This window comes from Kribbella sp. NPDC051620 (genome assembly GCF_044453825.1).
Lineage (GTDB): Bacteria > Actinomycetota > Actinomycetes > Propionibacteriales > Kribbellaceae > Kribbella.
Window position 1 is genome coordinate 22,836 of sequence record NZ_JBITDB010000002.1, and the last position, 21,619, is coordinate 44,454.

At 68.8% G+C, this 21,619-nt stretch carries 17 protein-coding genes; 12 read left to right on the plus strand and 5 right to left on the minus strand.

Annotated elements, in window-relative coordinates:
- Nucleotides 1-71 precede the first annotated feature (71 nt).
- From ACIA12_RS07380 to ACIA12_RS07400, 5 genes are all read left to right on the plus strand, one after another.
- Complete coding sequence (locus ACIA12_RS07380) at nucleotides 72-641, plus strand: GNAT family N-acetyltransferase (RefSeq protein ID WP_396366057.1); 570 nt, start codon at nucleotides 72-74, stop codon at nucleotides 639-641.
- A complete protein-coding gene (locus ACIA12_RS07385; protein WP_396366058.1) occupies nucleotides 638-2,368 on the plus strand; it encodes an FAD-dependent oxidoreductase in 1,731 nt (576 codons plus the stop codon). The genes ACIA12_RS07380 and ACIA12_RS07385 overlap by 4 nt, the downstream gene beginning before the upstream one ends.
- Nucleotides 2,369-2,442: 74 nt before the next feature.
- Nucleotides 2,443-3,393, plus strand: coding sequence for an alpha/beta hydrolase (locus tag ACIA12_RS07390; RefSeq protein WP_396366059.1), 951 nt, complete (start codon nucleotides 2,443-2,445; stop codon nucleotides 3,391-3,393).
- A 142-nt stretch (nucleotides 3,394-3,535) separates the two neighbouring features.
- The gene (locus tag ACIA12_RS07395) at nucleotides 3,536-4,162 is read left to right on the plus strand and encodes a sigma factor (protein ID WP_396366060.1); all 627 of its coding nucleotides are present in this window, start codon (nucleotides 3,536-3,538) and stop codon (nucleotides 4,160-4,162) included.
- 58 nt (nucleotides 4,163-4,220) lie between these two features.
- Entirely contained in the window at nucleotides 4,221-6,998 is a 2,778-nt protein-coding gene (locus tag ACIA12_RS07400) for an AAA family ATPase (RefSeq protein ID WP_396366061.1), read from the plus strand.
- A gap of 133 nt (nucleotides 6,999-7,131) precedes the next feature.
- Here the strand turns inward: ACIA12_RS07400 and ACIA12_RS07405 are convergent, their stop codons facing one another.
- Nucleotides 7,132-7,980, minus strand: a complete 849-nt coding sequence (locus ACIA12_RS07405; protein ID WP_396366062.1) for an alpha/beta hydrolase — start codon at nucleotides 7,978-7,980, stop codon at nucleotides 7,132-7,134.
- 397 nt (nucleotides 7,981-8,377) lie between these two features.
- On the opposite strand from ACIA12_RS07405, the gene ACIA12_RS07410 reads away from it, so the two are divergent.
- The 6 genes from ACIA12_RS07410 to ACIA12_RS07435 all read left to right on the plus strand — a co-directional run bounded on the left by ACIA12_RS07410 (nucleotide 8,378) and on the right by ACIA12_RS07435 (nucleotide 15,288).
- Complete coding sequence (locus ACIA12_RS07410; protein WP_396366063.1) at nucleotides 8,378-8,671, plus strand: hypothetical protein; 294 nt, start codon at nucleotides 8,378-8,380, stop codon at nucleotides 8,669-8,671.
- Between the two features lie 254 nt (nucleotides 8,672-8,925).
- Nucleotides 8,926-10,227 (plus strand): globin domain-containing protein, encoded by a 1,302-nt coding sequence (locus tag ACIA12_RS07415; RefSeq protein ID WP_396366064.1) that lies wholly within the window; start codon nucleotides 8,926-8,928, stop codon nucleotides 10,225-10,227.
- Nucleotides 10,175-10,696 carry a hypothetical protein gene (locus tag ACIA12_RS07420; RefSeq protein WP_396367141.1) on the plus strand — a complete coding sequence of 174 codons (522 nt, stop codon included), beginning with the start codon at nucleotides 10,175-10,177 and terminating at the stop codon, nucleotides 10,694-10,696. The genes ACIA12_RS07415 and ACIA12_RS07420 overlap by 53 nt, the downstream gene beginning before the upstream one ends.
- 100 nt (nucleotides 10,697-10,796) lie before the next feature.
- Nucleotides 10,797-11,948 carry a nitric oxide synthase oxygenase gene (locus ACIA12_RS07425; RefSeq protein WP_396366065.1) on the plus strand — a complete coding sequence of 384 codons (1,152 nt, stop codon included), beginning with the start codon at nucleotides 10,797-10,799 and terminating at the stop codon, nucleotides 11,946-11,948.
- A 73-nt stretch (nucleotides 11,949-12,021) separates the two neighbouring features.
- Nucleotides 12,022-14,859: a tetratricopeptide repeat protein gene (locus ACIA12_RS07430; protein ID WP_396366066.1), complete on the plus strand. Its 2,838-nt coding sequence runs from the start codon at nucleotides 12,022-12,024 to the stop codon at nucleotides 14,857-14,859.
- An 18-nt stretch (nucleotides 14,860-14,877) separates the two neighbouring features.
- Nucleotides 14,878-15,288: a hypothetical protein gene (locus ACIA12_RS07435; protein ID WP_396366067.1), complete on the plus strand. Its 411-nt coding sequence runs from the start codon at nucleotides 14,878-14,880 to the stop codon at nucleotides 15,286-15,288.
- 75 nt (nucleotides 15,289-15,363) lie between these two features.
- Here the strand turns inward: ACIA12_RS07435 and ACIA12_RS07440 are convergent, their stop codons facing one another.
- The 3 genes from ACIA12_RS07440 to ACIA12_RS07450 form a co-directional block, all read right to left on the minus strand.
- On the minus strand, nucleotides 15,364-17,478 hold the full coding sequence (locus ACIA12_RS07440) for a RecQ family ATP-dependent DNA helicase (RefSeq protein WP_396366068.1): 2,115 nt from the start codon (nucleotides 17,476-17,478) through the stop codon (nucleotides 15,364-15,366).
- Between the two features lie 128 nt (nucleotides 17,479-17,606).
- Nucleotides 17,607-18,086, minus strand: a complete 480-nt coding sequence (gene soxR / locus ACIA12_RS07445) for a redox-sensitive transcriptional activator SoxR (protein WP_396366069.1) — start codon at nucleotides 18,084-18,086, stop codon at nucleotides 17,607-17,609.
- A gap of 58 nt (nucleotides 18,087-18,144) precedes the next feature.
- Complete coding sequence (locus ACIA12_RS07450; protein WP_396366070.1) at nucleotides 18,145-19,422, minus strand: MFS transporter; 1,278 nt, start codon at nucleotides 19,420-19,422, stop codon at nucleotides 18,145-18,147.
- A gap of 70 nt (nucleotides 19,423-19,492) precedes the next feature.
- Between ACIA12_RS07450 and ACIA12_RS07455 the strand changes: the two genes are divergently transcribed.
- The gene (locus ACIA12_RS07455) at nucleotides 19,493-20,470 is read left to right on the plus strand and encodes a GlxA family transcriptional regulator (protein WP_396366071.1); all 978 of its coding nucleotides are present in this window, start codon (nucleotides 19,493-19,495) and stop codon (nucleotides 20,468-20,470) included.
- Here ACIA12_RS07455 and ACIA12_RS07460 read toward each other — a convergent pair.
- Complete coding sequence (locus tag ACIA12_RS07460) at nucleotides 20,467-21,594, minus strand: M24 family metallopeptidase (RefSeq protein WP_396366072.1); 1,128 nt, start codon at nucleotides 21,592-21,594, stop codon at nucleotides 20,467-20,469. The two genes, ACIA12_RS07455 and ACIA12_RS07460, sit on opposite strands and share 4 nt — an antisense overlap.
- Nucleotides 21,595-21,619 lie beyond the last annotated feature (25 nt).

Sequence of the window (21,619 nt, forward strand, 5' to 3'; positions counted from 1 at the left end):
AGCGCGGCGGCGTACCCGGTCATAGCCAGTGCCGACCCGGACCAGCCGGTCCTTCAGCCGCGGAGCGTGAGATGAACCCGACCATCGAGACCGAACGACTACTGCTCAGGCCTTGGCGGGACGCCGACGCCGACGATGCGCTGGTCATCTACGGCGACGAGGAGGTGACTCGTTGGCTCACTCCCGCGATGGCCTGGGTTCCGAATGTGCAGACGATGCGGGACGTACTGCGCCGCTGGCAGACCGAGGACGTCGTACCGGCCAGTCACTGGGCCGTCGAAAGGCGCGACACCGGGCAGCTCGTCGGCGGCGCGGCGCTCGTCCACCTGCCGCCGTGGAAGGACCTCGAGATCGCCTGGCACCTCGGCCGTCCGAATTGGGGACACGGCTACGCCGCCGAGGCCGGTAGCGCCCTGACCCGGTGGGCGATGCACCGCGGCGGTGTCGACGAGGTCTTCGCGCTGATCGGACCGGACAACACCCGTGCCGCCGCGACGGCGCAGCGGATCGGCATGGAGTGGCTGGGCGAGACGGACGACTACCACCACCAGCGGCTCGAGCTGTATCGCGTACGGCACCAAGACCTCACGTACTGCGACTACGACCACGAAGTATCGGCAACCGAACAGGAGCTTCGATGAGTACCGACGAACAGCAGATCGCCACCTCCGTCCTGGTGATCGGCACCGGGGGCGGCGGGCTACGGGCGGCGATCGAGCTGGCCGAACAAGGGGTCGAAGTACTTGCCCTGGGCAAGCGTCCACGGGCCGACGCGCACACCTCGCTCGCGGCCGGCGGGATCAACGCGGCGCTCGCCACGATGGACCCGGAGGACACCTGGCAGCAGCACGCCGCCGACACACTGCAGGAGAGCTACCTGCTGGCGAACCCGATCACGGTGCAGATCGTCACCGAGAACGCGGCCCGCGGGATCGCCGACCTGGAGAGCTACGGGATGCCGTTCGCCCGCGAGGCCGACGGGCGGATCTCGCAGCGGTTCTTCGGCGCGCACACGTACCGGCGGACCGCGTTCGCCGGCGACTACACCGGCCTGGAGATCCAGCGGACGCTGATCAACCGGGCCGTCCAGCTCGGCGTGCCGATCCTCGACACCGTGTACGTGACCCGCATCCTGGTCCGCGACAACGCCGTCTTCGGCGCGTACGGGTTCGACCTGACAACCGGCCGGCGCTATGTCATCCACGCCGACGCAGTGATCCTCGCCGCGGGCGGTCATACCCGGATCTGGCGCCGCACGTCGTCCCGCCGCGACGAGAACACCGGCGACTCCTTCCGCCTCGCGCTGCTCGCGGGCGGTCGGATCCGCGACCCCGAGCTGGTCCAGTTCCACCCGTCCGGCCTGATCGAGCCCGAGAACGCCGCCGGGACTCTCGTCTCCGAAGCAGCCCGCGGCGAGGGCGGGCAGCTGCGGAACGCGCTCGGTGAGCGGTTCATGACGCGGTACGACCCCGAGCGGATGGAGCTGTCCACCCGGGACAGGGTCGCGCTCGCGGCGTACACCGAGATCAAGGAAGGCCGCGGTACTCCGAACGGCGGCGTCTGGCTCGATGTGTCGCACCTGCCCCGCGAGACGATCATGCGCCGGCTCCCCCGCGTCTACCAGACACTGCTCGAACTCCAGATGCTCGACGTCACCAAGCAGCCGATCGAGATCGCACCGACCGCGCACTACTCGATGGGCGGCGTGTGGGTGCGGCCCGAAGACCACGGCACCGGCGTCGACGGCCTGTACGCGATCGGTGAGGCGGCCAGTGGCCTGCACGGCGCGAACCGGCTCGGCGGCAACTCCCTGATCGAGTTGCTGGTCTTCGGCCGGATCGTCGGCGAGGAGGCAGCGAAGTACTCGATCGACCGGCAGTCGCAGCAACGGTCCGCGGAGGTCGTCGCCGAGGCACGGGCCGAGGTCGACGCGCTGCTGGCAGGCAACGGCCAGGAGAACGTCCGGGCGCTGCAGCGGGCACTGCGCGACACGATGACGTCGCGCGCGGGCGTCGTACGAGACGAGGCCGGCCTGCAGGCGGGGTTGGCCGAGCTGACCGAGATCGAGGAGCGGATGACGCGACTCGGCGTCCATCCCGACATCGCCGGCTTCCAGGACCTCGCCCACGCCTTCGACCTCGAGGCCTCCGCCCTGGCCGCCCGGGCGACGCTCGACGCTGCCCTGGTACGCCGGGAAACCCGCGGCTGCCACAACCGCTCGGACTATCCGGAGCTGGACGAGTCCCTCCGGGTGAACCTCGTCTGGTCAGCCCCCGGCGAGGTCGAACGCGAGGAGATCCCCCCGATCCCCGAAGAGTTCAGCACCCTCATGCGGCACGTCTCCAGCGACGGCAAACTGGTCGAGTGAGCTGTCACAGCGCGGAATCCCGTCCGGACTAATGAGGGACACCCCACCCCGGATCCGGAAGGACGGAATCCCTCATGAACAGGCATTTTCTCGAGCCGGCCGCGCAGGAGTTCGCGGATGCGACGGCCAAGCCGCCGTTCCTGTACGAGCTCGGGCCGGACGGCGCGCGCAAGGTCCTCGACGACGTCCAGGCGGCGCCGATCGCCAAGCTCGACGTGGCCGAGAAATGGATCACCGTCCCGGCGGAGGCCGGCGACGTGCAGGTCCGCATCGTGAAGCCGGTGGACGCGGCCGGCACCCTGCCGGTCGTCTTGTACATGCATGGCGGCGGGTGGGTTCTGGGCAACGCCGGCACCCATGACCGGCTCGTTCGCGAACTGGCGGTCGGGACGAATGCCGCGATCGCTTTCGTCGAGTACGACCGCTCCCCCGAGGCCCAGTACCCGGTCGCGATCGAGCAGGGCTATGCGGCGGCGCAGTGGCTCACCCAGCACGGTTCGACCGAGAACCTCGACGCGACGCGGATGGCGGTGGCCGGTGATTCGGTCGGCGGCAACATGACCGCGGCGCTGGCGCTGCTCGCCGACGAGCGCGGGGACGTCACCTTCGTCCACCAGTCGATGTACTACCCGGTGACCGACGCCGGACAGGACACCGACAGCTACGGCGAGTTCGCCGACGGCCCCTTCCTCACGGCCAAGGGGATGGCCTGGTTCTGGGACTGCTACCTGCCCGACGTGACCAAGCGAGCCGAGATCACCGCCTCCCCGCTGCGCGCCAGCCTCGAGCGGCTCTCCGGGCTGCCGGAGGCGTTCCTGATCGTCGACGAGAACGACGTACTGCGTGACGAGGGCGAAGCGTACGCACGCAGGCTGACCGAGGCCGGCGTACGAACCACCTCGCTGCGGTACAACGGGATCATCCACGACTTCATGATGCTCAACCCGCTCCGTGAGACGGCCGCTACCACGGGCGCTGTCGAGCAGGCGATCCACGTACTCCGCAAGGCGCTCGGCACCGACTGAGCCGTCCCGGCCACGTGGTCCGGGCGGTACGTGGTGGACCGCAACCACGCGTTCACCACGTGCTTCCCGGGACGCGGCCCACGCGGTCGGCGTCGCACTGTGAAAGCAGAAGCACAGCCGATGCGACCAGGAGGCCGGGATCATGAACCTCGACGGGGCGGAACAGAGCTGGGACGACGAGGCCGTCGCGACCTTCGTCCGGGTCCGGCCCCGGCTGCTGGCGATCGCGCACCGCTACCTCTCCGGGACGAACGAGGCCGAGGACATCGTCCAGGAGACCTGGCTCCGCTGGCAGCACACGGACCGTACGGCGGTTCTCGACCCGCAGGCGCTGCTGGCGACGATGACCACCCGGCTCGCCATCAACGTCACCCAGTCGGCCCGGCGCCGCCGCGAGTGCCCGAGGCCCTCACTGGCGGCCGAGCAGACCGACCCGGGCGACGACCCGGCGACGAGCGCCGAACACCGCGATGCGCTCGAGCACGCCGTGCTGATAATCCTGCAGAGCCTGACGCCGCGGGAGCGCGCAGCCTTCGTCCTGCGGGAGGCATTCGACTACCAGTACCCGGAGCTGTCGGAGTTCCTCCACCTCGGCGCGGCCAACACCAGGCAGCTGGTCTGCCGGTCCCGTCAGCGAATCGGCGCCGACCGGCGGGCGGCCGTGAGCACGCCCGCCCTGGAGCGTTTCCTGCAAGGGTTCCTCAACGCGGCCCGGGCCGGCGACCTCGGCGATCTCGAAGAGTTGCTGGCCGCGGATCTTGCTGCTTGAGCCATTTCGTTGCCGCGGGCGCTGACCATGATTAGGCTCTTGGGTTGGACGGTGGGCGATGAAGATCCGGGACCAGGGCCTGCAACTGGAAGGCCGGCGGCGCGAGTGTGAGGCTCTCGATCGGCTGGTAGCCGATCTGGGGGCCGGGCGCAGCGCTGCCCTGGTACTCCGCGGCGAAGCCGGCATCGGGAAGACCGCCCTGCTGGACTACCTCGAGGCGAACGCGCCGTCCTGCCGGATCGCGCGCGCAGCGGGCGTCGAATCCGAGATGGAGTTGGTCTTCGGGGGCTTGCACCAACTGTGTGGGCGGCTGCGGGACCGGCTCTCCGATCCACGGCACGAGGCCTTGAGTACTGCGTTCGGCCTGACCGCCGGGACGCCACCGGACCGGTTCCAGGTCGGGCTGGCGATGCTCAATCTGCTCACCGAGGCCGCCGAGGACGCGCCGCTGATCTGCCTGATCGACGACGCCCAGTGGCTCGACCGGATGTCCGCCCAGACCCTCGCCTTCGTCGCCCGCCGGCTGCTGGCCGAGCGGGTCGCGCTCGTGTTCGCGATCCGTGAGCATGGTGACGCCAACGAGCTGACCGGTCTGCCTGAACTCGTCGTGACGGGGCTGAGTTATGACGATGCCCGCGCGTTGCTGGACACCACTGTCACAGGGGTCGTGGACGAACGCGTGCGGGACAGGTTCGTGGCGGAGACGCGCGGCAATCCGCTGGCGCTGATCGAGTTGCCCCGCAGCCTCTCGGCGGGACAGCTGGCGTCCGGCTTCGGCCCGGCGGACTCGGACCAGCTGGCGAGCAAGCTCGAGGAGGGCTTCCTCCGGCGCCTCCAGGCTCTGCCTGGTGAGACCCGGCTCCTCTTGCTGATGGCCGCGGCCGAGCCGGTCGGCGATCCTGTCCTGCTCTGGCGAGCCGCCGATCGGCTGGGGATCAGCTCCGGCGCCGCCGCCATTGCGGAGTCGGCCGGCCTGATCGACATCGGATCGAGAGTCCGGTTCCGCCATCCGCTCATCCGTTCGGCGGCGTACGGGTCGGGCTCACCAGCAGATCGGCGCGCTGTGCACCGTGCCCTGGCGGACGCCACCGACGCGGCCCTGGACCCTGACCGCCGGGCCTGGCATCGTGCCAATGCGACCATGGGCCTCGACGAGAAGGTGGCCGCCGAGCTGGAGGGTGCAGCGGCTCGGGCCCAAGCCCGTGGCGGTGTCGGGACGGCGGCAGCATTCCTCCAGCGATCCACTGAGCTGACTCCCGACCCCAGCCGTCGCGCCAAGCGAGCGCTCACCGCCGCCGGAGCCAAGTTCGGCGCCGGCGAACCGGACGCCGCGTACGACCTCCTCTCCGCCGCCGAGATCGGTCCGGTCGACGACCTTCACCGGGCGAACCTCGCCCGGCTGCGAGCCCAGATCAACTTCGCCCACCGACGCGGCAAGGAGGCCGGGACGTCGCTGCTCGACGCGGCCAACCGGCTCGAGGCCCTCCACGACCCGTCGGCGCGCGACGCGTACCTGGAAGCGCTCGGCGCCGCTGTGTTCGCGGGCCGGCTCGGCAGCCATCGAAATGTCGAGAAAGCAGCCGAGGCGGCTCGGGCGGCCCAGCCCCCGGCCAAGCACCCGGCCCAGGCAACCAGCGCGATGGATCTGCTCCTGGACGGGGTCGCGGCACGGTTCACGGACGGGTACCAGGTCGCCGTTCCCTCGCTGCGAAAAGCACTTCAGGCCTTCCGTCAGGCGGCAGCTCGCGGCGACGACAAGGTCGTGCAGTGGCTTTGGCGTGGCTGCCCGGTCGCACCTGAGCTCTGGGACGACGAGGCATGGCACGAGCTGACCGACCGCGGCGTCGAACTGGCCCGCGGACAGGGAGCACTCGGCGTGCTGCCCGGAGCACTCACCTATCGCGCTGTCGTCCACCTGCACGCAGGCGAATTCGCCACCGCGGCCATGCTGGTCACCGAATCGGACGCCATCGCTGCGGCCACCGGCACCACGCCACTGCGAGACGGTCGGCTGATGCTCGCCGCGTGGCGCGGTGAGGAGAGCCTGGCGGCCAACCTGATCGAGGCCGCCGTACAGGATGCGATCGCCCGCGGCGAGGGCCGGGCGCTTGGGTTGGCCATGCACGCGACCGCCGTTCTCTACAACGGACTCTGCCGCTATGACGTCGCACACGAAGCGGCCCGGAAGGCCTGTGAGCATGAGGATCTCGGCTTCTTCGCCTGGTCGCTCGTAGAGTCCATCGAAGCCGCCGCACACAGCAACGCCGCGGCAGCGGCAACCGATGCCTTGCGTCAACTCGAGGAGCGCGCCCGCGCGGCCGGTACCGACTGGGCGTTGGGTCTCTTGGCGCGGTCTGCCGCACTGGTTGCCGAGGGCAATGATGCCGATGCGCAGTACCAGGAGGCGGTCGAGCGACTCGGGCGCACCAGAATGGTCGTCCACCTCGCCCGCGCACGCCTGCTGTACGGCGAGTGGTTACGTCGCGAGAACCGCCGACACGACGCACGGCTCCAGCTTCGCCTGGCTCACGACAGCTTGAACGAGATGGGCGCCAAGGCCTTCGCCGCGAGGGCCCGCCAGGAGCTGGCGGCCACAGGCGCGGCGCCCCGGAGACAGGAGGACACCAACCGCGAGATCCTCACCGCGAGGGAAGCGCAGATCGCCCGCCTGGCTGCGGACGGGCTCACCAATCACGAGATCGGCAGCCAGCTGTTCCTCAGCCCGCATACCGTGGACTGGCACCTCCGCAAGGTGTTCAGCAAACTGGCCGTCACCTCGCGCCGGCAACTCGACCCGACCTTGATCGACGCCATCAGCCCGGTCACGGCCGGATGAGCCACTGTCCGCCAACAGTCCCAGGATTCCTACGAAACGCTCACCCGCAGGAGGAGCAGATCGCCACGCCGGCCGGTGACGGGCTGACGAACCCCGAGATCGGCTCCCGGTTGTTCATCAGCCCGCACACGGTCTAGTGGACCGATCGGGCGGCCTTCTCGATCACCTGCGTCGTGGTCTTGGAGTCCGAGATCAGGCCGAGGTGTCCCTCGTCGAACTCGGTCACGTTGGAACCGGCCCGCTTGGCCATCGTGCGCTGGACCGTCGGCGGGATGATCTTGTCACCGGTGCCGATCAGGTACCAGGACGGGATGGTGCGCCAGGCCGGGGTGGCGGACTGGTCGGCCAGACCTCCGAAGGCGCCGGGTCGCTGGGTCGCGTAGACCATCGCCTTCTCGTCGTTGTCCAGGCCGGTGGCGAAGGACGTGAAGACAGTCGACCTCTTGAGGAACAGGTCAGTGGCGGGCGTGGGCGGACCGGCCGGTACGAAATCGAACACCGTCGTCGGATCCGCCACCGAGAGCGCGGAGTCCGGCCCGGCCATCTGCAGCGCGGACTCGCCCTCGTCGAGCGCGAACGCGTCGACGTAGACGAGCGCCTTGACGTTCGGGAGCCCGGTGGCCGCATTGGTCACCACAGCCCCGCCGTACGAGTGCCCGACGAGGACGACCGGTCCCGGGATCGTCTGTACGAACGCCCGCACCGATGCGGCGTCGCCCGAGAGTGAGCGCAACGGGTTCGGGATGGCCCGCACCGTGTATCCGTCGTCCAGCAACTGTTCGATGACACGCTGCCAGCTCGACGCATCCGCCCACGCACCGTGCACCAGCACGATGGTCGGCTTCGGCGCGTGACTGCCCTGGGCATCGGCACTCAGCGACGGCGTCAAACTCGCGAAAGCAAGCGCGGCAACCAGCACGGCAGCCGTCGAAAGCCGCCTCCCGGCCCGGCCGGCTACCTGTTCGAGGGGACTGGTCATCATCTGTCCTATTCCGTGCGAAGGACGACTCCCCGGAGGAGCCGGAGCCGGCCACTTCCCGACCGACCCAGCTCTAAGTCCGAACACCATCCCCTGCTGTGACACCTAGGGCGATTGCTTCTTCGAGAGCTTTGACGATGTAAGTGGGGATCTGCAGGCCTTGGTGCCGGGCCCAGAGGAGTTCGCGTTCTACGAGGCTTGTCTGGCGGGCTACGCCGTACAGGTCGCGATCGAATTCCAGGGCTCGGGCGAAGTGGCCGGGAGTAGGCGATGACCGCCGACTTCTCGGTGGCCGCGCCTGTCAAGTAGTAGAGAAGCATGATCACCCCGAGCATGCCGGGCAGATGCGAGAGCGCTCCGATCAGCCGGATCCCGGGTCGTACGTTCGTCAGGTCAGCCGGTGCCGGCGCCATCCCGAACCATCGGCCACCGAGTCACCACCGTCACGACGTACCGGAGACAGACCCTCGCGAAATACGCGACCCGCATCTTCGACCAGGCCGCGCCAGGCCGCCTGGTGCTGATCACCTGCGAGGACTGGAACGGCAAGGTCTACCTCAGCAACGCAGTCGCCATCGCCCAGCGAATCACTCGACCCAACGGCCTGCTGCCTACTACCTCCGCACGAAGAGAGCAAGGGCTGGGCCGCACCATTCACAGCTCGAATTACTTGCCCTGGGCAACCTTCAAATAGGTGTGGCACAGGGGTAAGCGATTGCTGGACGTTTTCGAGACGAATAGGTCCGTTTGGCCAGTTTCGGCGGGTTGGGGTGGGGGTAGTCGTGAGAGGTCTAAGCATTCGCAGGACTCGGGGACAGGATTGGGAGGGAACCCTTGTCAGCACAGTCGGCACGCGCCACCGACGAACGGTTGTCGTACGGAATGCCCAGCGATGGGTGGTCCGGATCTCTCGAGGAGCTGCCTTTCCGAGCCGGATAACGAATCCCTGTGGACGCCTATGCCCTGCAACGCAGCTGGGACCTGGTCACCGAGCACGGCGAACAGGTGCCGCTGTACTTCTACTCGCACCTGTTCGTGGCTCATCCCGAGGTCAGGTCGATGTTCCCGCTCTCGATGGCGAACCAACGGGACAAGTTCGTCGGCGCGCTCGGCCGGATCGTCAGCCATGCCGACCAACTGGACAAGGATGCGAACTTCCTGCAGCACCTCGGCCGCGACCACCGCAAGTACGCCGTCGTCGCGGAGCACTACAACGCGGTCGGCGCCTCGCTGTGCGCGACCCTGATGCATTTCCTCGGCCCGGAATGGGACGAGGAGCTGGCCGCACACTGGACGGCCGCCTACCAGGTGGTCGCTCGGATCATGGTCGAGGCGGCGGAGACCTCCTCGGAAACCACGCCTGACTGGTGGGACGCCGACGTGATCTCGGCCGAGCGCCGCACCATGGACCTCACCTTGCTGACGGTCCGTCCCAGGCGTGCGTTCCAGTTCCTGCCCGGTCAGTCGGTGTCGATGGAGATCCCCCAGCGCCCCCGGCAGTGGCGATACTTCAGCCCGGCCAACGCCCCGCGCCCGGACGGCTCCATCGACCTGCAGGTACAGCAGATCGACGGCGGCCAGGTGAGTCCGACGGTCGTACGGTCCCTGAAAGCCGGCGACGTGGTGAAACTGGGTGCACCGATCGGTGAGCGGCTCACCCGGCGCGAAGGCGACCCTCGGGACTTGCTGCTGGTCGCCGGCGGGACCGGGTTGGCTCCTCTGCTGGCGGTGCTGGAGCAGATCGATCTCGAGTGGCAACGATTTCATATTGGACCAACTGTCCATCTGCTGCACGGCGTCCGGATGCCCTGGCATCTGTACGACCGTCCGCGACTCCGGGACCTGGCCGAGAACCGGCCGTGGTTCGAGTACACGGAGGTCGTCTCCGACGACCCGTCCTATCCCGGAACGCGCGGCAAGGTCGGCACGATCGCGGCGCGGCAGTCGCTGATCGGGCGGACGGCGATGGTGTGCGGTGGTCCGCAGATGGTCGCGCACACCTTGGAGCAGCTGGCCGCGGCCGGCCTGCGTCCCGAGCACATCAAGTACGAGCACTTCTACTACGCAGCCGCGGGCGAACACGCAGCCGGCCCGGCGCTATCAGGTCAGGAGACAGCAAGTGACGATCACCAACCGCCGACACCGCTCTCCACATCAGACACCGCGCTCCATCCGGGAAGAGACGTTCCAGCGGCGGATCCGCGGCCTCGACGCGGACAAGGTCTACGGCTACCTCGACCAGCTCGCTGACCAGGTACAGGCCACCGAACTCGAGCTGCGCGAGGCCAAGGCCAAGAACGAGCGCCTGCAGGCCGAGCTGCAGCGTGGAAAGGCGGAGCTGCAGCGGATGCGGGCCGAGCTGGACGAGCACGAGCAGGCGGGCGACCGGGTGAACGAGCAGGTGATCCAGATGTTCAGCCAAGCCCAGCTGGTGGTCGAGGAGATGGTCCAGGACGTCAGCCGGGACGCCCGCGAGCGGATCGGCCAGGCCCGCGCCGAGGAACGCAAGATCGTCGCGGCGGCGATGGACACGGCCGGCGAGCAGGTACGTTCGTACGCCCGGACGGCGCACGCGCACATGCAGGAGATCGTGGACTCCTTCGCCACCGAGGTCGACCAGATCCGCCCGGTGCCACCGGCCGCGGAACCAGGTCAGACGTTGGCCGATCGCACCAAGGGCTGGCCGCCCGAGTTCGGTAGCGGTCTGGGTCCGGCCTGACATGACGGCGTGGCGCAGAACCTCCCCGACCGGCCGGCGCGCGTCACCAGGGCCCGGGCGGGTTCGGGCACGGGTCGACCGCATGGTGGGCGGCGGGCCCGTGCACGAACGACGTACCGGCAATGCCGAGGCCGAGCTGCTTCGGGCCGCGGCCGAGGAGTTCCTCACGCTCTTCCACGCCGAGAATCCGCAGGCCGGCCCGATCGGGCCACGGCTCGCCGCGGTCGGACGCGAGATCGACCGTACCGGGACCTACTGGCACACCACCGAGGAGCTGACCTTCGGCGCGCGGGTCGCCTGGCGCAACAACGCGCGCTGCATCGGCCGGCTGTACTGGCACAGCCTGCAGGTACGCGATCTGCGGACCGTCACCAGCGCCGGCGAGGTCGCCGAGCACTGCTTCGACCATCTGCGAATAGCCCACAACGGCGGCAAGATCCGGCCGATGATCAGCGTGTTCGCCCCCGAGACGCCGACCAGGGCAGCCCCCAGGATCTGGAACGAGCAACTCATCAGGTACGCCGGATACGAGCAGCCGGACGGCCGACTCCTCGGCGATCCCCGCTACCGCGCTTTCACCAGCGAGCTCGTCCGGCGCGGGTGGCAGCCGCCCGAGCTTCCCGGAGCCTTCGACGTACTCCCCCTCGTGGTGGAGACCTTCGAGGAGGGCCCGCGGATGTTCGAGCTCCCCGACGAGGCGATCAACGAGGTACCGCTCGAACACCCCGAGCTCCCCTGGTTCGCCGACCTGGGCCTGCGCTGGCACGCCGTCCCGGTGATCAGCAACAACCGCCTCGACATCGGCGGCGTCTCCTATCCGGCCGCGCCCTTCAACGGTTGGTACATGGGCACGGAGATCGGCGCCCGCAACCTGGGCGACACCGATCGCTATGCCCTGGTACCCGAGGTCGCCGAGCGGATGGGCCTGGACACCACGTCAGAAGCAACCCTCTGGCGAGACCGCGCCCTGATCGAACTGAACCGCGCGGTCCTGCACTCCTTCACCACGAACGGCGTCAGCATCACCGACCACCACACCGAGTCCCGCAGATTCCTCCTCCACCTCGAACGCGAGGAACGAGCCGGCCGCCGCTGCCCCACCGACTGGACCTGGATCGTCCCGCCCCTGTCCGGCTCCCAAACCCCCGTCTTCCACCGCCACTACACCGCCGAAACCCAACTCCCCAACTTCTTCACCGACCCAGAAACCACCACCCGAGCCCTCCAAGGCACACCGCCGGCATTCCTCTGATTCCTGGCGTCAACCAAGGATCGGAGGGAGGATCTGAAACAGCTTGGGACGGAATGCTTCTGGGGGTGGCGCAGTGGCCGGTGGCGAGGCCGAGCCGCGCATGCACGTTGATGCCCGGAACGCGCAAGGCCTGTATGTCGGCGACCACGGACACCAGCATGTGCATCACCACTATGCGGCTCAGGAATCGCCGCCGTGGCCGGTGGTTGTTGGGCGCGCGCCGCTGCGGGCCGCTGCGTTTCAGAAGCGGGCTGATCGGTCCGACGGATCGGGCGTCACGATCCTCGCCGGGGACGGCGGGACCGGAAAGACCCAACTGGCTGTGGCGATGTTCGAGCGGGCGCTCCGCTCCAAGGTCGATCTCGCGTTGTGGGTGACCGCGACCTCGCGCCCGGCCGTCGTTGCCGCCTATGCGCAGGCATATCGACAGGTACGACCACGCGGACCCGGCAATGAGGCCGAGCGCGACGCGGAGGCGTTCCTGAACTGGCTGGCCGGCACGGATCGTTCCTGGATCATCGTCCTGGACGACCTCGCTGATCCTGCGGATCTGACCCGGCTCTGGCCCGCAGGACCGGCCGGCCAGGTCATCGCGACGACTCGGAGGCGGGATGCGGCGATCAGCGCACGAGGCCCACTCGTCGACGTCGGGGTCTTCACACCTGACCAGTCGCTCAGCTATCTGACGGCCAAGCTGGTACCTGAGCGAGGTGGCTCAGAGAAGGCCCTGCACGGAGCCGCCTCTCTGGCCGCGGCGCTCGGGTATCTGCCGCTCGCACTCGCTCAGTCCGCCGCCGTGATCATCGACGACGGGATCACCTGCGCGCAGTACCTCGAACTGCTCGGCGATCGGTCACGTCGGCTGACCGACCTCTTCCCCAGTGATCCACAGGCATCCGGAGACGATTACGAGCGAACCCTCGCCGGTACCTGGTCGCTCGCCGCCGACCGGGCCGACGCGATGCCACCCCATCGGTTGGCCCGGTCGCTGCTGCGCCTCGCGGCAGTACTGGATCCGAACGGAATCCCTGAAGCCGTGCTGACCGCGCCGTCGGCTCTGCGCTACCTGGCCACGGAGGCGTCGGCCTCCGACTCGCGAAGAGCGCTGCGAAATCTGCACAAGCTCAGCCTGATCGCCCATGACACCGATGACACGGTCCGATCCGTCCGCATGCACGCGCTCGCCCAGCGCTCCACGCTCGACGAACTCCGTCCTGATGATCTCGTAAGCGTGATCAACACAGCCGCAGAGGCGCTCCTCGGCGCTTGGCCGGCGATCGAACGTGACCCGGGCCTCGGAGCCGCCTTGCGCGCCAACGCTTCTGCCGTGGAGCAAGCGGCCGCCTCGCATTCGATGCCGGTACCGCGCGGACTGCAGTTCAGGGTCGGCACCAGCCTTCTCGATGCCGGTCTGGCCTTCACGGCCGTCAACCATTTCGAAACCATGCTCCGTGGCGAACCGGCTGAGTCAATCGACGGTCTTCGCATCCGGCAGGAGCTTGCCGTGTCCCGAGGTGATTCCGGCGACCCTGTTGGCGCCCTGGCCGGTCTCCGGGCGGTATTGGCCGACCGTCTTCGGCTGGACGGCCCCGACCATCCGGACCTGCTGGCCGTTCGGATCTCGCTGGCCAATTGGCAGGGCGAGTCCGGCGACTTCGCCGGAGCCGCGCGTGCGCTCGAACCGCTGGTCGCTGACCTCACGCGTCTGCTCGGAGCCGGACATCCAGTGACCATCGGGGCTCGAGCCAGCCAGGCGTTCTGGGTTGGTAACGCCGGCGATCCGTCCAGCGCCGCAGCAGCTACCGAGGCGTTGCTGGAGGACTACTCACTGACGCTTCCCCAAGACCATCCCAAGATATTGAGCTCCAGACACAACCTCGCCCACTGGCGCGGCTCGGCAGGCAACCCTGCCGCGGCCGTCGCAGCGTACGAAGAACTGCTGGACGACTGCTTGCGCGCACTCGGGCCTGCGCATCCCCAAACGCTCGACACCAGACGCAATCTGGCCCACTGGCGCGGGCAGTGGGGCGATCCGGCCGGCGCGACCGTCGCGCTCGAAACCGTGTCCCGCGACTACGGACTCGTCCTTGGTCGCGACCACCCGGACAGCATGCATGCGCGCGAAGACCTCGCCTACTGGCGCGGTGAAGCGGGAGACGCGGCCGGCAGCGTTACGGCGTACGAGGAGCTGCTGGCCGACCGGCAACGCGTTCTGGGTCCGGACCACCCGCACACGTTCGAGTCCCGCTACCACCTCGCCGACCGTCGCGGCCATGCAGGCGACCTCGATGGCGCGGTCGCCGAGCTCGAACAACTGGCCGGCGACCGATCCCGGGTGCTTGGTGCTGATCACCCGCACACACTTCGGACCCAGTTCAAGCTCGCCGACTGGCGTGGCCAGAATGGGGACGCAGCGGGAGCGCACGAACTGCTCAAACAGGTGCTGGCCGATCAGGTCCGGCTCTTCGGTGCGAAACACCCCGACAGCCTCACGACCCGGCACGAACTCGCGTTCTGGACCGGCGAAACCGGCGCGGCCAGTAGCGCACTCGCTGCATTCACCGACCTGTACGCCGACCAACTGGAGGTACTCGGCCCTGGTCACCCGGACACGCTGGCGACCCGCAACGAGCTGCTCTCCTGGCTTGGGCTGACCGGGGATCCGGCCGGCGCCGTCGACGGGTACCAGGAACTGCTGGCGCTGTGCCTCGACGGTCTCGGACCCGATCATCTCGAGACGCTCGACGTCCGCCGCAACCTCGCTGTCTGGCGGGCCCGGTCAGGCGACCCGGCAGCCGGTGCGGACGAGCTCCGCGTCCTCGTCGCCGATGCGCTCCGGATCATGGGTCCACATCATCCACGCGTCCTCGAATACCGTGCGACCCTCGACCGCTGGGACGAACACCGCTGACGATCTGGAGGACGACTGATGGAACCCGTGACACTGATCCTCACGGCACTGGCCGCTGGAGCCGCCAAGGGCGCCGGAGAGTCCGCGTCCGCTGCCGTCAAGGACGCCTATAACGGCCTGAAACGCCTCGTCAGCAGCCGATTCGCCGGCAAACCCTCGGCCGAGATCGCCCTGGTGGAACACGAGAACGACCCGGAAACCTGGGAGGCTCCGCTGGCCAAGGAACTCCGGACAAGCCACGCAGACACCGACAACCGCGTGATCATCGCTGCCCAGCAACTCCTCAAGCTCCTGGACGAAGCCGGTACCCAGGCCGGCAAGTACACAGTCGACGTCCGCGGCGCCCAGGGCATCCAAATCGGCGACCACGGCACCCAAACCGTTCACTTCAACACTCCCGCCCCCGACCCCACCAACCGGGACGGGTGACGGGCCGATCGGCTCGGCGGCAGAGGTCGCCCAACCCAACCGCCCGCATCCGGGCGAGGAGCAGGTCGCCGAGGGCTAGGGCCTTCTGTGGATCAGCAGGGGGAGGACTGCGGCCGCGCCGGCTTCGCGGAGTTTGGCGGCGGCTACGGTGATTGGCCATTGGGAGGAGGAGGCGTCTACCACGAGGAGCACTGAGCGGTTGGTGATTGATTGGGTGGTGGTGGGGTCGACCGAGAGGCCGTCTCGCCAGACTTTTGCTTCTTCGGCGGAGGAGAGGTCGTCGGTGAAGGCGGAGTTGTCTACCGTCAGTTCGGCGCGTTCGAGGCGGCCGATCTCGGCCAGGTGGTCGGCGACCTCGGTGACCAGTTGGCGATGGCCTGCGGCGGGCAGTGTCACTACGACCTCCGGCCTTCGCGACCAGGCGTCGCGCCAGCGCGAGAGCGCGGCCACGCAGCCTGCTTTCAGGGCGTCCAGGGAGGCTGGATCCGGCGTCGGGCTGAAGACCGAGCGGATTACCTCGCGCCACTCGGGGGCGTCTGCGTAGACGATGCTGCGGCCGGGCTCGGCGGACAGGCCGGGTGGGATCTTGCCCTTCGCCCCGAACGCGCCACCCGGCCACATCTTGCGTGGCTCGAGCACGTGCGTCTCGCCGCGCAACATCCGCGTGATCGCCTCCACCGTCTCTGGGTGGGGCTCTGCGCTCAACGGATCGGGGAGCAGGCCGAGGCATACCGAACAACGTCCGCAGCGCTCGGCGGACGGGTCGTCCAGCGATTCCTGCAGTAGTTGCATGAGGCAACGTTCGCCGCGGGTGTAGGCGCGCATGATGTCGGCCTCACGCCGGCGGACCGAGACGATGCCGTCGTAGTGCGCCGCGTCGAAGGTCCAGTCGGTGGCCGTCCGCACCCAACCGCGCTCCACCCGCTCGACCGCGCCGTCAACCGCCAACTGCTTCAGCATCAGCTCGACGCGCCCTCGCCGCAGACCGGTCTCCGCCTCCAGCGAAGGCACTGTCGCCGGTTGATCCGGCGCATACGCCTCCAGCCCGCGCAGCAACCGGTTGACCTGCTCCGGCACTGGGATCGTCGCCGTCGCGAAGTAGTCCCACACCCCCGCATCAGCATCGGACGGCAGCAACGCGACGACCGCATGGTCGATCCCACGCCCAGCACGCCCGACCTGCTGGTAGTACGAAACCGGCGACGGCGGCGACCCCACATGCACCACGAACCCGAGGTCAGGCTTGTCATAGCCCATCCCGAGCGCCGAGGTCGCGACCAGCGCCTTCAACTCGTTGCCCCGCAAGGCATCCTCGAGCCGCTCGCGCTCCCCCGCCTCCAACTGCCCGGTGTACGCCGCAACGGGAACAGCGGCCCCATGGATCTCCTGGATCGCCGCCGCCAACCGTTGCGCGTCCGCGACCGTCAACGTATAGACGATGCCCGACCCCGGCAGCTTCGGCAGATGATCGACCACCCAGGCGAACCGGTCCAGCGGCGACAACGCATCCACGACGGACAACTGCAGACTCGACCGAGCCAGCGGACCACGGAGTACCAGCGTCGACGCACCCAGCTGGTGCGCCACGTCGTCGGTCACCCGAGCGTTCGCCGTCGCTGTCGTCGCCAGCACCGGCGTCGTCGGGTTCAGCTTCTGCAGCACGTCGGACACCCGGCGGTAGTCAGGGCGGAAGTCGTGCCCCCAGTCCGAGACGGCATGGGCCTCGTCGATCACCAGCAGACCGATCTGCCCAGCCAACGCATCCAGCACCCGCCGGCCGAAACCCGGGTTGGCCAGCCGCTCCGGCGATACCAGCAGTACGTCGATAGCACCCGACCGCAGCTCGCTCTCGATCCCCGACCAGTCGTCCACGTTCGACGAGTTCAGCGTCGCCGCCCGCAAACCGGCCCGGCCGGCCGCGCCCACCTGGTCGCGCATCAACGACAGCAAGGGTGAGACCACCAAGGTCGGCCCCGCACCTTCCGACCGGCGGATCGCCGTCGCCGCCCAATAGACGGCCGACTTGCCCCAGCCGGTCGCCTGGACGACGAGCACCCGTGCATTCGGCTCGCACAACGCCGCGACCGCGGTCTCCTGGTCAGCCCGAAGACTCGCGCCGTCACCGGCGATCGCGCGGATCAGTCCCGCGGCGGTCGCCGCCCGATCATCCGACAGCTTGATGTCACCCATGGCGACGACCCTAGACGCCGCCACCCCCACTCCGCTCGCCCCCACCAACAACCTGTGGACAACTCACCCTCCGAACTCCCTCAGCCCTCAGATTCCGCTGGGCGGTGGGGTCGTGTGGGGCGTGGTCGTCAGCGGCAGTTGGCTGGGTGGCAAGGGGTTCCGGAGGGGGCGACGAGGCGTTGGGGGCCTGGGCCGTTCTTGGCCAGGACGTCGTAGGGGTTGGCCAAGGTGCAGCGGTCGAGGGAGAGGCAGCCGCAGCCGACGCAGTCCTTGAAGTCGTCGCGGAGTTGTTCCAGGTGGACGATCCGGCGGTCGAGTTCGGCCTGCCAGCACTCGGAGATGTGTTCCCAGTCCTGCCGGGTCGGCGTCCGGTTGTCCGGCAGCAGGGCGAGGATCGCGGCCACCTCGGCGAGCGGGATGCCGACCCGCTGGGCGATCCGGATCATCGCCACCCGGCGCAGGGTGTCGCGCTTGTACCGGCGCTGGTTGCCGCTCGTCCGGCGGCTGATGATCAGGTTCTGCCGCTCGTAGAAGTGCAGCGCGGAGATCGCCACCCCGCTGCGCTCCGCCAACTGCCCGACCGTCAGCTCGCCCGGTTCGATGTCCACGTCGTCGCCCCTCAGCCGCGCGGTCAACCTCAACTAATGTCGAGGCTAGCCGAGCAACTCAGGCCACGGCGATCCGGCGCCCGATACTCGCCGACATCAACGCTGCCGCCGCGCACAGTCCGCCGGCCAGGTACCAGGCGAGGTTGTAGCTCCCCTGCGCATCCCGGATCGCGCCGGCGCCGGTGGCCGCGATCGCCGCACCGATCTGGTGCGAGGCGAAGACCCAGCCGAACACGATCGGCCCGTCCACCCCGAACCACTCCCGGCACAGCGCGACCGTCGGCGGCACGGTCGCCACCCAGTCCAGCCCGTAGAAGATGATGAACACCCAAACGCTCGGCTGAGCCGTCGGACCGAGCAGGGACGGCAGTACCAGCAGCGAGAGCCCACGCAGCGAGTAGTACGCGATCAGCAAGTACCGCGGGTCCCACCGGTCCGTCAGCCAGCCCGACACGATCGTGCCGCCCACATCGAAGATCCCGACCAGGGCGAGCAGCGACGCGGCAGTGGTCGGCGGCATCCCGTGGTCGTGCGCAGCGGTCACGAAGTGTGTCCCGACCAGACCGTTCGTCGACGCCCCACAGATCGCGAAGCCACCGGCCAGCATCCAGAAGGCAGGTCGATGCATAGCCGTCCACAGCGCAGTCAACGCCCGTACTCCGCTATTGCCGGTCGCCTGGACCCGCTGCCCCGCAGTACTCCCCTCCGGAGCCCCATACGCCCGCAGCCCGACATCACTCGGGTAGTCACGCAGGAACAGCAACACCAGCGGTACTACGGCAAGCGCCGCGCCGGCCGCGACCAACGCGGGCACCCGCCATCCGTAGGCCCCGGCCAGGTGAGCGATCAGGGGAAGAAAGACCAACTGCCCGGTCGCGCCGGCCGCAGTCAGGATGCCGGTCACCAGTCCACGGCGCTCCACGAACCAGCGCCCGGTGATCGTCGCGACGAACGTCATCGACATCGACCCGGTACCGATTCCGACCAGCAGCCCCCAGCAGAGCAGCAACTGCCACGACGAGTTCATGAAGATCGTCAGCCCGCTGCCGAGCGCGATCAGCACCAGCGCGCCGCTGACCACCTTGCGCAGACCGAGCCGATCCATCAGCGCCGCGGCGAACGGCGAGATCAGGCCGTACAGCAGCAGGTTGATCGACACCGCCGCCGAGATGGTCGCATGCGACCAGCCGAACTCCTCGTGCAACGGGTCGAGCAGCACGCTCGGTACGGACCGGAAACCGGCCGCGCCGATCAAGGTGATGAAGCCGACCGCGGCGACGGGCCAGGCGCGATGCAACCGCCGCCGGACCGCCTTCTTCTCCAGAATCTCTGTCACCAGGCGAGTCTGAGGGACAAATGTTCAGCGAACCAGTGGCCAGACCGCCACCATGTGTCAAGATGTGGCCATGGCTACTCAGCTCACGCCACACCGGGTCGCAGTCCTGGCCCTGGAGCCGGTCGTCGGCTTCGACCTCACCATCCCGCCGACCGTGCTCGGCGAGGCCACCACCGCCGACGGCACCCACCTGTACGACGTGAAGATCTGCGGGCTGGAGGCGGGCAAGCCGGTTCGGGCCGCGCTCGGGTTCACCATCCTCCCCGACTACGGCGCCGAGATCCTCGCCGAGGCCGACACGGTGATCATCGCTGGGACGTACATCCCGCAACCGCGGCACGAGGGCACCTTGCCCGACGACCTCGCCGCGGCGCTCGCCACGGTCCGTCCAGGCGCCAGGATCGCGTCGATCTGCACCGGCGCCTTCGTGCTCGCGGCAGCCGGCCTGCTCGACGGCCGGCCCGCGACGACGCACTGGCAGCGCGCCGACATGTTCCGCAACCTCTACCCGAAGGTGCTGCTCGACGAGGATCTGCTCTTCATCGACGACGGCGACATCATCACGTCGGCCGGGCTCGCGGCGGGCGTCGACCTGTGCCTGCACCTGATCCGCCGCGACTTCGGCAGCGAGGTCGCCAACCGGGCGGCCCGGCACTGCGTCGTCGCGCCCTGGCGCGACGGCGGCCAATCACAGTTCATCGAGCGCGTCGTCCCGGACGAAGGCACCGACGGTACTGCGCCCACGCGCGCGTGGGTGCTCGAGCGACTCGCCGACGAGATCACCCTCGGCGCGATGGCCGATCACGCCCGGATGAGCGTCCGCACCTTCAGCCGCCGGTTCAAGGCCGAGACCGGCCAGTCCCCCGGCAACTGGCTGCTCCAGCAACGCGTCCGGCACGCCTGCCACCTCCTGGAGACGACCGGCCTTCCCGTCGAACGCGTCGCCGAAGCAGCTGGTCTGGGCACGGCTGCCTCCCTGCGTCACCACCTCCGCAACGAAGTAGGCATCCCACCCCTCGCCTACCGCAAAACCTTCCGCGCCAGCTAAACAACCATCAACTGGTGCGGGCGTTGGTTGACCGACTCCACGCCGTCCTCCGTGACGATCACGATGTCCTCGATCCGCGCGCCCCAGCGACCCAGCTGATAGATCCCCGGCTCGACGCTGAACGCCATCCCCGGTTCGAGAATCAGCTCGTTCCCACCGACAATGTACGGCTCTTCGTGCACGTCGAGCCCGATCCCATGACCCGTCCTGTGGATAAAGAACTCACCAAAGCCCGCGGCCTCGATCACCTCCCGCGCGGCCGCGTCGATCGACTCCGCACTCACCCCCGGCCGCACCGCGTCGACAGCCGCTTGCTGAGCCAGCCGCAACACCTCGTACGTCGCGACGACATCAGCCTCGCGCGGCTCCCCCACCGAGTACGTCCGGGTCGAGTCCGAGTTGTACCCCTCCGGAATCGGCCCACCGATGTCGACCACCACCACATCACCCGGCTCGATCACCCGATCCGACAGCGAGTGATGCGGGCTGGCGCCGTTCGGACCGCTTCCGACGATCACGAAGTCGGCCGCGGCGTGCCCTTCCTCGACGATGGCCGCCTCGATGTCCGCACCGACCTCGGCCTCGGTACGACCCGCCCGCAGCCATTCCCCGACCCGAGCGTGCACGCGATCGATCGCGGCTCCCGCCTTGCGCAGCGCGTCGATCTCGGCCGCATCCTTGCGCATCCGCAGCTCGCGCAGGATCGGTCCGGCGAGCACCTGTTCGACGCCGGGCAGCGCGGCCCGCATCGCGAGCACATGCAGCGCCGGAGTGAAGTCGCTGACGGCCACGCGAGCGGGCTTGCCGAGTCGCTCGACGGCAACGGCGTACGGGTCGTCGCCGTCGACCCAGGTGATGATGTCGATGCCGAGTTCGGCGGTCGGCACGTCGTCGTACCCGGGTGCTTCCATCTTCGGTACGACGAGAGCCGGCGGCCCGTCGGCGGGGATGACGAGCGTGGTGAGGCGTTCGAACGAGCTGCCCTCACGGCCGAGGAGGTACCGCAGGTCGGAGCCCGGCGCGATCAGCAGCCCGGTGCCGGCGGCTGCCTCCCTCGCGCGTTCCAGCCGGGAACGCAGTACGGCGGAATCTGTCTGAGGCGAGTGCGAAGATCTGCGAGACATGATCAGACGGTACTGCGGGAGGGCA